The organism is Lacrimispora xylanolytica (assembly GCF_026723765.1).
Taxonomy (GTDB): Bacteria; Bacillota; Clostridia; order Lachnospirales; family Lachnospiraceae; genus Lacrimispora; species Lacrimispora xylanolytica.
In genome coordinates, this window is record NZ_CP113524.1 from 3,019,692 (window position 1) to 3,033,010 (window position 13,319).

Consider the following 13,319-nt stretch of genomic DNA (forward strand, 5'->3'; position numbering starts at 1 on the left):
ATTCTCATTATTGTCTATCAATTATTCCTTTTATCGGTTTATATTGTTAAGAAACGTTAAAAAACCTGAAACGATTCAGGCTATGTTCCTTTCACTTTCAAAGGTCATAAACATAGTCTCAACCATTTCAGGTTTTCTTAACCTGTCAGTCAGATAATCCTATTATTGCATCTCTTACGTTACGAGCGCCAACCAGACGGATTCCAGGAACGGGTCCCATCTTTTCCATGCATATTTCAGGAAGAATGCAGGTCTTAAATCCCAGCTTCTTTGCCTCATTCACTCTTTGCTGGGCCATGGAAACAGCACGAACCTCTCCAGATAACCCAACTTCGCCAAAGATTATGGTTTTTGAATCCACCGCCCGGTCCTTCATACTGGAAACGATAGCCATGAGAATGGCAAGGTCAAGGGCCGGTTCGTTCATCCGGAGTCCACCGGTAATATTCACGTAAGCGTCAAAATGAGAAAGGTCATAGTGGCATCTTTTCTCAAGGACTGCCATCAATAAGTTTACCCGGTTATAATCCGTACCAGCCGCCGTACGCCTTGGCATACCAAAAGCCGTTGGCGTAATCAGTGCCTGAACCTCCAAAAGCATAGGCCTTGTCCCCTCCATGGAACAGGCTACCACAGCACCAGAAGCCTCCTCCGGCCTTCCGCTCAACATATATTCAGAGGGATTTGCCACCTCTGAAAGGCCGCTTTCTACCATTTCAAATACTCCGATTTCATTGGTAGAACCAAATCTGTTTTTAACACCACGGATAATCCGGTAGGAAGCACTTCTTTCTCCCTCGAAATAAAGCACCGTATCCACCATATGCTCCAGCACTCTGGGACCGGCCACGACTCCTTCTTTTGTTACATGTCCTACGATGAAAACAGCGATTCCTGAACCCTTTGCGATCTGCAAAAGGATATTGGTGGATTCTCTTACCTGGCTGACACTTCCTGGTGCAGAAGAAACCTCTTCCCGGAACATGGTCTGGATAGAATCAATGATCACTACATCCGGCTTTTCCTCCCGAATGACTCCTTCAATCAGTTCCAGGCTCGTCTCACAGAGGAATAAAAGATCACCGGTTATTTCCCCGATACGATTCGCTCTTAGCTTAATCTGCTTTAAGGATTCCTCTCCCGATATGTAAAGTACCTTTTGTCCGGAAGCGGCAAGGTTACGGCAGACCTGGAGCAAAAGGGTGGATTTCCCGATTCCCGGGTCTCCTCCTACCAGAACCAAAGAGCCTTTTACAACACCGCCCCCAAGAACCCGGTCCAGTTCCTCATAACCAGTCTTCATACGGTCCTGCTCATCAAGATGAATGTCCGAGAGCCTGCTGGGCTTCGCCTTTGCTCCCAGGATACCGCCATCGCCTCCAGAACCAATTCCTCGTTTGGACACCGGCTCTTTTTTTCCCACCAGTTCCTCTACAAATGTATTCCACTCCTTACAGCCGGGGCACTGTCCCAGCCACTTTGCGGATTCATATCCACATTCCTTACAAAAGAATGCAGTTGCCTTAGCTTTTGCCATCTGCTTCCTCCTTAAAAAATGGGGCCCGGCTCTTTATAAGAACCGAACCCCTTCCTTATTCCTGTTATTTGCGTTTGATCTTCACAGATACCGGAGTACCCTCATTTAATTCAACGCTTGCAGAAAGCTTACCGCTCATATTGGTTCTCACGCTTCCGGCTGCTTCACCTTCCACATAAACCTCATATTCTGTATCCTCTGCCAGCTGAATGGTTAACTGAGCATCCTTGTCACCCTCGACCAAAAATTCTACACCATCGTTGGAAACGGTAAAATTCTCTACCGCAGTCCCGGGTACAGACTCGTATACAAACATGCCGTTTCGTTCCAGCTTGGTTATCTCATAAAAAGTCTTTACTTTATATAAATCACCTGCGTGTTCAAAATCCTGTAATTTTGACTTTGCTCCTAATTTGTAATTACCAAAACTGATTGTTCCGTCTTGTTCAGTGCGGATTAATTCTTCAATTACCGGCATCGGTTTGCCCTCCTAGTATTTTGTTTACTTATCCCTGATTGCGAAGAACAGATCCTTTCGCTTGTAGCTATTATACACGAATGAGCGGAAAATGGCTAGCTATTTTACAAGCTCTCTGACAGAAAATTTAAGTCCTTCTGTATCTGCTGATACAACCACTTCATCCCCGTTTTTCACGGTTCCGCTTAAGATCTCCTCCGCCAGCTTATCTTCCAGACTATTTTGTATGGTCCTTCTAAGAGGTCTTGCACCGTACTTTTCATCATAGCCTTTCTGAATCAGATATTCCTTTGCATCTTCTTCAACAATAATAGAAATATTCATCTGTTCTTTGGTACGCTTCATAATATCCTTCAGCATAATGGATACGATATCCTTCATATGCTCTTTGTTCAGTGGGTGGAATACTATGATCTCATCAATACGGTTAATGAATTCCGGCTTAAAGAGACGTTTCACTTCTTCCATAACCCGGTCCTTCATCAGCTTGTAATCTGCCTTTTCATCGGCGACTGCACCAAATCCCAGACGTTTCGGAGAAATGATGGTTTCAGCTCCCGCATTGGATGTCATTATTATAATTGTATTCTTAAAATCAATCTTTCGCCCCTGGGCATCGGTGATGTGACCATCGTCAAGCACCTGTAAAAGGATATTGAATACATCGGGGTGAGCCTTTTCAATCTCATCAAACAAGATGACGGAATAGGGGTTTCTTCTCACCTTTTCACTTAGCTGGCCGCCCTCATCATATCCAACGTATCCAGGAGGAGAACCGATCAGCTTTGAGACACTGTGTTTTTCCATGTATTCCGACATATCTACCCGGATCAGGGCATTTTCCGTACCGAACATGGCCTCTGAAAGAGCCTTTGAAAGCTCTGTTTTACCCACACCAGTAGGTCCTAAGAACAGGAAGGAGCCGATTGGACGTTTCGGGTCTTTTAAGCCGACTCTTCCGCGGCGGATGGCTTTTGCAACAGCAGTCACAGCTTCTTCCTGGCCAATGACTCTTTCATGAAGGATATTCTCCAAGTTTCTAAGGCGTTCGCTTTCCCCTTCCTCCAGCTTTCTAACAGGAATCTTGGTCCAGCTTGAGATTACATCGGCAATCTCTCCCTCATCTACCGTAAGGCTCTTGGTGGTTTTCTCCTTCTGCCACTTTTCACGGATCTTATCAATCTTTTCCCGCTTTTTCTCCTGTTTCTTCTTAACGGCACCGGCTTTTTCATAAGCCTCTGCCTTAATAAAACCTTCCTTCTGATCTTCCATCTGTTCGATCTCAAGCTCCAGTTCTTTAATCTCTGCAGGCTCGGTAAACATGGTCAGACGAACCTTTGAGGAGGCTTCATCAATTACATCAATTGCTTTATCTGGAAGGAAACGGTCATTAATATAACGGGAGGATAGCTTCACAGCGGCTTTGACAGCATCATCGGTAATGGTTACTCTATGATGATCTTCATAACGTCCTTTTAAGCCTCTTAAGATACCGATGGCTGCCTCTTCGGAAGGTTCCTCTACCGTGACCGGCTGGAACCTGCGTTCAAGAGCTGAGTCCTTTTCAATGTACTTGCGGTACTCTTCTATGGTGGTGGCTCCGATTAACTGAAGCTCGCCTCTTGCTAGTGAAGGCTTTAATATATTGGAGGCATCAATGGCGCCTTCCGCTCCGCCGGCACCGATAATGGTATGGATCTCATCAATAAATAAAAGAACTTCTCCATCCTCGATGACCTCTGCAATTACTTTTTTAATTCTTTCCTCAAACTCGCCACGGTATTTGGAGCCAGCTACCATACCTGATAAATCAAGGGTCAGAAGGCGCTTTCCAGCTATGGTCTCAGGGACATCTCCATCCGTTATCATCTGTGCCAGACCTTCTACAACCGCTGTTTTACCAACTCCCGGTTCTCCGATGAGGCAAGGATTATTCTTGGTTCTGCGGCTTAATATCTGAATGAGGCGCTTGATCTCAGATTCTCTTCCAATGACCGGATCAAGCTTTCCCTTTAATGCAAGCTCTGTCAAATCTCGGCTATAGCTGTCCAATGTCGGTGTGTTGCCTTTTTTTTGTGTTTTCATAAGCTCTTCCTTATTGGCTGGAGCATCTTCTCCCATGGCGGCCAGCACATCAATATAGAGCTTTTGAACGCTGACACCAATGGTATTTAACAATCTGGATGCAACACAGTCATTGTCCCGGATAATAGAAATGAGAACGTGTTCCGTACCAATTAAATTAGCCTTAAAACGAACCGCTTCCCGGTAACTGTTCTCCAATACTCTTCTTGCGCCGGGAGTATAACCGCCATCTTCCTGGAGACGGACAGCCTGATCCGGTGCAATCAACTGGCTGATTAAATTTAAAACTTTATCTTCTTTTACACCATTTTCTTCTAATACCCTGGAAGCGACTCCGCTCCCTTCTTCCAGAAGGCCGATCAGTAAATGCTCGGTTCCTACATAGCCGTGCCCGAGACGTTCTGCTGCCTGTACGGCCAGATTTATGGCCGTCCTGGCCTTTGTCGTAAATCTGTCTATCATAATTGCATCCTCCTGTTATTTTAATTCCGGTAATTCCCTGCGGATAAATTCTGCTCTCGCGATATCCAGTTCCTCCTTACTAAGGGGACGGTCAGAAATTTTCTGCAGATTGGCCGGCTGTATTCCAAGCATTAAGCGGTAAACCGAAACATCTTCCTTTGCCTTTACTAGTTCATCAGACAAGGCAGCCATCAACTGGGACAGGAAAATCATAGAATCCCGAAATGTCAGCCTTCTGGCATATTTCAGCACTCCGTATGATTTATACACTTCATCTTCTCTTTCAATCTTTCGTTTCTGTATGGACAATTTTCTTACCTGCATCTCCTGATTGGTCAGCTGGATGGCGGCTTTCGTTACCGTATCGATAATCTCCCGTTCCGTCTGACCAAGAGTTTTTAAATTGGAGATTTCATAGAGAGATCCGAAGTTTTCTTCCACATCTCCATAAACGCCCCGAACGCAGGCTCCAAAACGGCTCATATCTCCAATCAGACTGGAAAATTTTCTTCCCTGGGAAAGCATGGGAAGATGAACCACAACAGATGCCCGAAGACCAGTGCCTACATTGGTAGGAAAGGATGTTAAATATCCAAAACGATCATCAAAAGCATATTCAAATCTTTCGTTAATGTAATCATCAAGCTTATCCGCCTTTTCCCAAAGCTCTTCCAGATAAAGTCCGGCTCCAAGCATCTGAATTCTGATATGATCGTCACAGTTTAAGACGATTCCCGTATCTTCCTCTTGGGAAAGAAGAATTCCGGAAGGCCTTTTCTTTGTTAGAGCTGAAGAATTTAATACTCTTCTTTCTTTTAAGGCCAATCTGTCAAGCTCTTCCATCTCATTTAACAAGGCGAATTTAAACTTTTTCTCTTCCATTTCACCAACATCTTTTAAACCGAATTCCAGTCGGTGAACCAGTTCCGTACTCACTTTGTCATCAAGCTTTGCAGGAAACGGATATTCCTGTAAATTTCTTGCAAGACGGATCCGGCTGCTTATAATTCCAGGGCGTCCGGCAGGATTTTGCTCATACCATCTATGCATTCGTCTCATTTCCTTTCCTAAGTTCTCTGATTCGATCACGGCAGACCGCTGCGGTTTCGTAATCTTCAAAACGTAATGCTTCTTTTAGTCTGGAATCCAGCTCTGATAATTCTTTTTCCTCTTCAGTTACTCCTTTGGCCAATACTTTACCGCTTGTCTTTCCGCCCTTTTCGCCTTCATCCTCTGTATTTTGGTAAACAGGAGATTTACCAGTATGGTGCAGGCTTCCCTGAAGCTGCTTGATGCTGTCCTCCATAAGAGGACCGAAAACACTGTAACAGTCCGCACACCCAAATCTGCTGTCCCTGACAAAGGTATCATAAGTAGTGCTGCAGGTGGGACAGGAAATCTGATGAAGCTTATCAGGTCCCTGATTATCATCTTCGATTCCTAAAAGGCCGGAAAGTAGCTTTCCAATCGGGAATTCTCCGTCAAATATAGCTGCGTATACTCCAAAATCCATCTCTTTCGCACACTGGGCACAAAAATGATGTTCCTTCTTCACTCCATTCACTACTTCCGTATATTGAATATTTGCTTCGCGAATCTTACATCTCTCGCATAACATAATGAACCTCCAATCCAGTGAATTACTCTTCCCTCTGGTCTTTTATAAATGACTGGAATATCTCATCTACCAGCTGGTGCATTTCTTCACATGACACATTCTTACAGATGCCCCGAGCCAATACTACGCTCAAGTCTCTGCGCATCTCGTCAAGAACCTGGATCTTATCCACATCCAGAGATACAACGGCACCTTTGCGGCGGTCAAGCTTTACAAAGCCTTCCTGTTTCAGCACAGTATACGCCTTATTTACCGTATGCATATTAATTCCTATGTTGTCGGCCATCTGGCGTACGGAAGGCAGGGGATCCCCTTCTCTGATACTTTCTGTGGCGATTCCTATGATTATCTGGTTTCGAAGCTGGATGTAGATCGCTTCGTCACTGTTAAAATCAATTTGCAAAAACATAATTTCACCATCTTTCGTTATATCTGTTATATGAATATTAGCACACATCACTTATTTTTTCAATAGTCTTATCCTCTCCAGTTTTCATGGTTTTTTCATGATTAAAATTATCCTTTTTTGATTATTTCCATTTTATTCTGCATCACTTCCATATTTTCCTTTTGTATCTGTAAATGCAAAATTTTTTTATTAGAAAGTTGTTTTATCATAAATATAAGCTGCTGCATGCCCGGATTATTCCGTTCCCATGCAGCAGCTTATTTATTTAACTATCTATTATCAATCATCAAGATCCATAAATTCAAAATCGTCTTCTTCGTCCTGATCATCCTTTTTTACCGGTTCAGATGACTGCCCGTTATCTGGCCTCCTGGGCTGTGTCGGTCTTTTACGTGACTGGCCATGAGACACATGGGAGGACAGATTTCTCTCCACATCTTCAAGGCTGGATTCCACAATAAAATCATCATCCTCTTCCAGTTCCTGTACCGGATTTTGTACCGGCTTGTCCATGTTTCTTTCAGGCCGCTTAACCTCTGGTATGGTTTCAAAGGATTCCCGGTCAAATTCTTCCCGGCTGTACCGTTTAATTCTGCTTTCCGGAGCCTCCTCCGGATCTTTATAAAAACGGTTACTGCCTTCCGGATCTCCTTTTACGGAACGATCCCTTCCTGAGCCGTTATTTCCTTTTCTTAATAGTAAGATAACGATTACCAGGAGAACCAAGGCCATTACGCTGACAGCAATAAGAATATAAAACTGCATGCTGTAATCTTTTCGAAGTGCTTCATAGGTCTTTGCCAGCTTTGTATACTCGTCACCTGATACTCCTGATGCAAAATACCTTTGAATCGTCTTTTCTTTTAAATCGTAACGGTAGAATTCTTTTTCTCCATTCCAGTTCATGGCGTAGAATACACAATATTCCGGTTCTGCCTCAGTTTTTGCCACCCAGCCTGTCACACGGACGCCATCAATATCCACGCTTCGTTCTGTAAAGCCTTCCGGTACTTTGGTATCTGTATCAAGAGGAATAATTACAATAGCCTTAGAGCTTGTCTCCACCTGTACAAACTGAGACCAGGAATCGGATTTCTCATTGTAAACAAAGAAGCCGCCATTGCCGCCTGCATCCTTTAAATAAAGGAGAAGAAGATCCTTTTCCAGTCCTTTACCCGACATTACATCAGTGCCCTTATAGGAATAAGTTGCTGCTTCAAATCCTTCTGGAAGAGATGCTTCATCAAAGGAGGTTGCAATGTCGTATTCCGTTCCATTTACCGTTACCTTTGTGTCAGCAAATTCCGCTTCTTTCGTCTCGCCATTTTCATTGGTTTCACGAACGGATTCTCCGCCTTCTGGTTTTTTCACGGTTATGGTATAGTTCTTTATGGTCTGGCCGTCTTCGGCTGTTACTTTGACAACAACCTTGTTTTCTCCCGCTTTTAACCCTTTATCACCCTCAAGCGCTACGTTTGCCCCAGCATTGGCTGCCACAGCATTGACTACTAAATCAGAGGTGTTGGCATCTACTTCGGTTGTATATTGATCCACAGCAGCCGAAAATGCCGGTGACAGGGTTCCAGGTGAGATTTTTAAGGATTTTAAAGTGGCATCCTTGGAAACCGTTGCCGGTGAAGTGACCTTTACGGTTGCACTCCCCTGTTTGCTAAGAGACAGTGCCTGGGAATTTACATCGTAAATTTCCTGAGAGGTTACCTTGATCTGGGCATTGCCCGCCTGTAAGGTTTTAAACTTAAGGCTAAAATTAAATGTTTTCTGGTCTGCAGAATCCATGGTACCTAAAATTTTAATGGCTCCTGCGCCGCCGTTGGCACTGGTCCCGCTTACAAATTCTAAAATCCCCGGATCATACGACAGCATGACCTCTGCTGTCCCCAGTGCAGTATCACTGGTCACCTTCATATTAACAGTCACATCATTTCCCACCATGACCGATGGGTCTGAAAATGAGATCTTTGTGTTGGAGGCCCAGGATATCATCTGACCGAAAGGTCCTACGACAGCTATCATGAAGGCGGTCATCACACTGATTAAAAGTTTTTTCAGTTTCCTATTCATATTGTCTCCTATTTCTGCAGGGCATTAAAGTCCCAGAACCTTCTTTTTTAATACCAGAAGATCCTTTGAATCGATCTTGCCGTCGCCATTTAAGTCAGCGGCCTTTTTTTCTGTTTCAGACAACTTTTCCAGTCCAAGGAGGTAACGCTGAAGCTTTAGCACATCCTTGCTTGATACTTTTCCATCCCCATCAATATCTCCTGTAGTCCCGGAGGCAGCGTGCGCGGCGGCAGTTTCCTGGGCCTGTGTCTGTGATGAAGTCTCTGTTACCTGCGCTGTCACCGGTTTACTTCCTCCCGGTCCCTGTGTGATGACACCGGTGGAAGTCTGCACGGAGATACTGGTACTGCCTACAGGAGCAATGGTTACATTGCTTCCTCCTGGCGTTCCCTTGTTACCAGACTCATTGGTACTTGTTTTGCCAGGTCCGCTGCTTCCAGGTCCACCGCTGTTTCCGGATCCGCTGCTGCCACTGGATCCGCTGCTCCCTGAACTACTGCTTCCCGGGTTACTGGGCGTGCTGCCTGAACTGCTGCCTCCCACACCAGAAGAATAGGTCGGACCATTATTCTGACGTACTACGTGAAGGATATATTCCCTTACCGTTCCATTTTGAGCTGTTACGGATATTTTAATATCATTATTGCCATTTTGAAGTGCTACGGTTCCGGTTCCGCTCACAGAGGAGGCAGAATTTAACGCTGAAGCAGATATCTTAATGTTAGATACCGTAGGGTCAACAATTAAATTGTATTCCAGGGTATCTCTGTGGAAGGTAGGTGTCATTACAAAGCCGTCCACACTTAAGCCTGCAAGCATATTGTTGGGATTTCCATCACCTGTTGGCTGACTGCAGGGAGTTTCCGGCATATTATTGTAGACCGGAATCTTAAACTCAAGAGCCGTTTTTTTCATATCGCTGTTATATGCTTTTGAAAATACAGCACCCTCTGAAGCTGCGCCCTGTACATTGGTCATGTACTGATGCTTATATAAGTTTGCACCCTGTACATTAAACTTCTTCAGATAAAATGTATCCTGCCCAACTTTTACATAGTTATTACCATAATATAAAGCTCCGCCCAAAATTGATTTTTCAGGGGAATTCCATGGTCTTCCGTAATTACCTGTTTGGGAGGCCCACCATAAACCTCTTTGAACCGCTGACATGCTTCCTGACTGATAGGCTTCAATGTTAAAGAAATTATAAAATCCCTCATACCCCGACTCTGTTCCGGATACGCTTTTTCCATTTCCTGCGGATCCCTGTTCCTGTATAATCATAGCAGCAAGAACGTAAGGGTTAACCCCGGACTGGGTGGCGGCATTCATGATCATGTTTGCATAAGAGGAACTGCCGGTACCGGTACCGGTGGTATTGTTGGAAGGAGCTGTTGAGGACGGACCCGTAAGGCTGGCTCCTGGTCCGTATTCCATAAGAACCTGAGGATTCTTAGGTGTTATGGAAGCGTGAGGTGCCTCTAAGCTTACATTCCCGGATCCGGAGCTTTGGGGAGCTCCTCCGGTAGCAGGACTTACAGCTGCGCCAGGTCCTACATTTTGAGAACCTCCGGTGGGATTTGAAGTACCGGTGGAATCATTGGAACCTCCGCCGCTTTGGGAGCTGCCGGATAAAAAGGTTCCTTTCGTCATGGTCTGCAGCCCATCCATGGTCTGCTTATTGCTGTCATAGGAATGGCTTAAGAACTGAAATACATTTGTTTCGTCCAGAAAATTTCTGGGATCCATATAGTATTTTACAATATCTTCTGATGCTGTTACCCAGCTGCTGCCGTCAAAGCCTACCCAGGTGCTGGTATCGAAGTTATAGGCACCGCTTAGCATGGACTTCCAGGAGGACATGCTGCTGGTATGTACCAGGGTCTTTCCTACCTGACTTTCTTCCCTGACCGCTGTATTCCAGTCAAGATTGGTCTTTTGGGCACGGAAAACCCACTGAGGGTGCTGTGCATGGAGCTCACGAAGGCGCACCTTATAGCTCTCCGGAAATCCTTCCGCGGAAAGCTGGGATTCAAAGTTCCCATCCTGGGTGTAGGAAGCAGGAAACGTTAAATAACTTTTTGATACATAGCCGGTAACCTTTTGACCGCTTGCATTGGAAAAACGAATTTGATACCATAGCGCGCCGTCCGTTGCATTTTTTTCATCTGTTACGGTTACGGAGGCTCCGTTGGTCAGTTTTGTAACGATAGAATAGGTCGTACCGGGCCCGCTCCTCACATTAAGTGAAGTAGCATTCACCGTGGCCGACCTCTCTGTGTAAGCATACGCATTTATGTATGGCGTAATAACTCCAACGCTGGAATCCAACACCAGAACACTGGCTAATATAATAGCCAGCTTACGAGCTTTTTTGTACTTTTTCATCTGTTTCTCCCAATATGACCTTATGTATTTTAAACTTAACAATTATATGTAAATCATCCATTTATTTATTATAATGACAAATCATACCATGTGTCAACCAAATCGTCCAAAGTTCAGACAATTGGAATTATTTGTAAGAAAATCTTTATAGTTTTAAGAATCACTTAAGCATCATAGCGATACCTTGAAAACAAGGATATGGTGTGATAGACTAAGTTAAAACAAAAGGGAAGGAAAGGAGATATGATGCAGGAGCCATCATATGACGATTAATGAATACAGCAGATTATTTTATTGAAAAACTGGATATGATCCCTCATCAGGAGGGCGGCTTCTTTAAAGAAATAGAAGCTTCTGATGATTATATTCCGGTAAACGCGACCGAAGCCGATACCAGAAAAACACGAAAATTATGGACAAGCATCTATTTTCTTTTAAGAGACGGTGAAGTTTCCAATTTCCACCGGTTAAAATCCGATGAAATGTGGTATTATCATGCAGGTTCCTCATTGACCATATATATGATAACTCCAGAAGGTGAATTAATCACCAGGGATCTGGGCTTAGATTTAGATCGGGGAGAATGCCCTCAGGTTCTGGTTCCAAGTGGATATATATTTGGCTCTGCCATGAATAAAGAAGGATTTGCTCTGGTGGGCTGTATGGTTTCCCCTGGCTTTGACTTTGAAGACTTTGAATTATTAAATAGAGAGGAGCTTTTAAAAAGCTATCCTCACCACACAGAGATCATAAGAAAGCTGTCTATGGAAAACAGTTAACCATATAAGAAAGCAAAAATAAGGCTCCCCTTGCCGGGGAGCCTTAAACTTATTTATTATACCGGATATGCCTTGCTTTCCTTGTCGGCTACTGTTACATCAACACCAGTCTGCTGAGCTGCACGGTATTCAAAGAATTCTTTTGCTACTGTTGGGAACAGAGCGTAGGATAACACATCCTCATCCTGCTGTTTCCACTGTGCACATTCCTTCTCAAACTTCGGAAGCTGTGGCTCAATGTTATCTGCCGGACGACAGGTAATCGGAGTCTCGTTTCCAATGACTTTTTTCTGAATTTCAGCATTGAACGGTTTTACTGTCTGGCCGAATTCACCTAAGAACATCTTTCTTGTCTCTTTTGTAACCATCTTATAACGCTCGCCGCCGATAACATTTAATACTGCCTGTGTACCAACGATCTGAGAAGAAGGAGTTACAAGAGGAGCTTCTCCTAAGTCCTGTCTTACTCTTGGAATTTCCTGAAGAACTTCCATATATTTATCTTCCTGGCCTGCTTCTTTTAACTGGCTAACCAGGTTAGAAAGCATACCGCCAGGTACCTGATACTGTAATGTCTTGATATCTACGCCAAGAACCTTTGGATTTAATAATCCGCTCTTTAATGCTTCCTCACGGATTGGCTGTAAATAAGAGCAGATTTCAGCCAGAAGATTCTGGTCAAAGCCTGTATCATATGGTGTGCCACGGAATGTCTCAACCATAACCTCAGTTGCTGGCTGGCTGGTTCCAAGTGCAAGTGGTGACATTGCGGTATCGATGATATCGCATCCAGCTTCCACTGCCTTTAAGTATGTCATGGAAGCAACACCAGAGGTGTAGTGGGTATGAACATCGATAGGAAGCTTAGTTGATTCCTTAAGAGCACTGATCAGCTCTTCTGCTTTGTAAGGAGTTAACAGACCTGCCATATCCTTTACACAGATGGAAGAAGCTCCCATGTCTTCGATTCTCTTTGCGATATCTTTCCAGTAATCCAGAGTGTATGCATCACCCAGAGTATAGCTTAACGCTACCTGAGCGTGACCATTCTCTTTATTACATGCGCTTACAGCTGTCTGTAAGTTGCGGATATCATTTAAACAGTCAAAGATACGGATGATATCAATACCATTAGCCAGAGATTTCTGTACAAAGTATTCTACAACATCATCAGCATAGTGATTGTAACCTAAAATATTCTGTCCACGGAAAAGCATCTGTAACTTTGTATTCTTAAAGCCATCTCTTAACTTTCTAAGTCTGATCCAGGGATCTTCCTTTAAAAAGCGAAGGCACGCATCAAAGGTTGCGCCGCCCCAGCACTCTACTGCATGATATCCAACCTGATCCATCTTCTCTACGATCGGAAGCATCTGATCGGTTGTCATTCTTGTAGCAATCAAAGACTGATGAGCATCACGAAGGGCTGTCTCTACAATCTTGACCGGCTTTTTCTCTATTTCTGCCATTGTCTTACCTCC

The 13,319-nt window shown here is 44.2% G+C and carries 10 protein-coding genes; 1 reads left to right on the forward strand and 9 read right to left on the reverse strand.

What is annotated here, in order from left to right:
* Positions 1–145 precede the first annotated feature (145 nt).
* From radA to OW255_RS14155, 8 genes are all read right to left on the reverse strand, one after another.
* Positions 146–1,537: a DNA repair protein RadA gene (radA, locus tag OW255_RS14120; RefSeq protein ID WP_268114431.1), complete on the reverse strand. Its 1,392-nt coding sequence runs from the start codon at positions 1,535–1,537 to the stop codon at positions 146–148.
* Between the two features lie 64 nt (positions 1,538–1,601).
* Positions 1,602–2,015, reverse strand: a complete 414-nt coding sequence (locus tag OW255_RS14125) for a hypothetical protein (protein WP_024838292.1) — start codon at positions 2,013–2,015, stop codon at positions 1,602–1,604.
* A 99-nt stretch (positions 2,016–2,114) separates the two neighbouring features.
* Positions 2,115–4,562 carry an ATP-dependent Clp protease ATP-binding subunit gene (locus OW255_RS14130; RefSeq protein WP_268114432.1) on the reverse strand — a complete coding sequence of 816 codons (2,448 nt, stop codon included), beginning with the start codon at positions 4,560–4,562 and terminating at the stop codon, positions 2,115–2,117.
* Positions 4,563–4,577: 15 nt separating this feature from the next.
* A complete protein-coding gene (locus OW255_RS14135) occupies positions 4,578–5,612 on the reverse strand; it encodes an ATP--guanido phosphotransferase (protein WP_024838294.1) in 1,035 nt (344 codons plus the stop codon).
* Positions 5,605–6,180, reverse strand: a complete 576-nt coding sequence (locus OW255_RS14140) for a UvrB/UvrC motif-containing protein (protein WP_024838295.1) — start codon at positions 6,178–6,180, stop codon at positions 5,605–5,607. Before OW255_RS14140 ends, OW255_RS14135 begins: the two co-directional genes overlap by 8 nt.
* A 22-nt stretch (positions 6,181–6,202) precedes the next feature.
* Entirely contained in the window at positions 6,203–6,589 is a 387-nt protein-coding gene (locus OW255_RS14145) for a GntR family transcriptional regulator (protein WP_024838296.1), read from the reverse strand.
* A 279-nt stretch (positions 6,590–6,868) separates the two neighbouring features.
* Positions 6,869–8,671, reverse strand: coding sequence for a cadherin-like beta sandwich domain-containing protein (locus OW255_RS14150; protein WP_268114433.1), 1,803 nt, complete (start codon positions 8,669–8,671; stop codon positions 6,869–6,871).
* 24 nt (positions 8,672–8,695) lie between these two features.
* Complete coding sequence (locus OW255_RS14155) at positions 8,696–11,059, reverse strand: dockerin type I domain-containing protein (protein WP_268114434.1); 2,364 nt, start codon at positions 11,057–11,059, stop codon at positions 8,696–8,698.
* A 272-nt stretch (positions 11,060–11,331) separates the two neighbouring features.
* Between OW255_RS14155 and OW255_RS14160 the strand changes: the two genes are divergently transcribed.
* Positions 11,332–11,838, forward strand: a complete 507-nt coding sequence (locus tag OW255_RS14160) for a cupin domain-containing protein (protein WP_268114435.1) — start codon at positions 11,332–11,334, stop codon at positions 11,836–11,838.
* 56 nt (positions 11,839–11,894) lie between these two features.
* Here OW255_RS14160 and OW255_RS14165 read toward each other — a convergent pair whose 3' ends face one another.
* Entirely contained in the window at positions 11,895–13,307 is a 1,413-nt protein-coding gene (locus OW255_RS14165) for an oxaloacetate decarboxylase subunit alpha (protein ID WP_024838300.1), read from the reverse strand.
* Between the last annotated feature and the right edge of the window lie 12 nt (positions 13,308–13,319).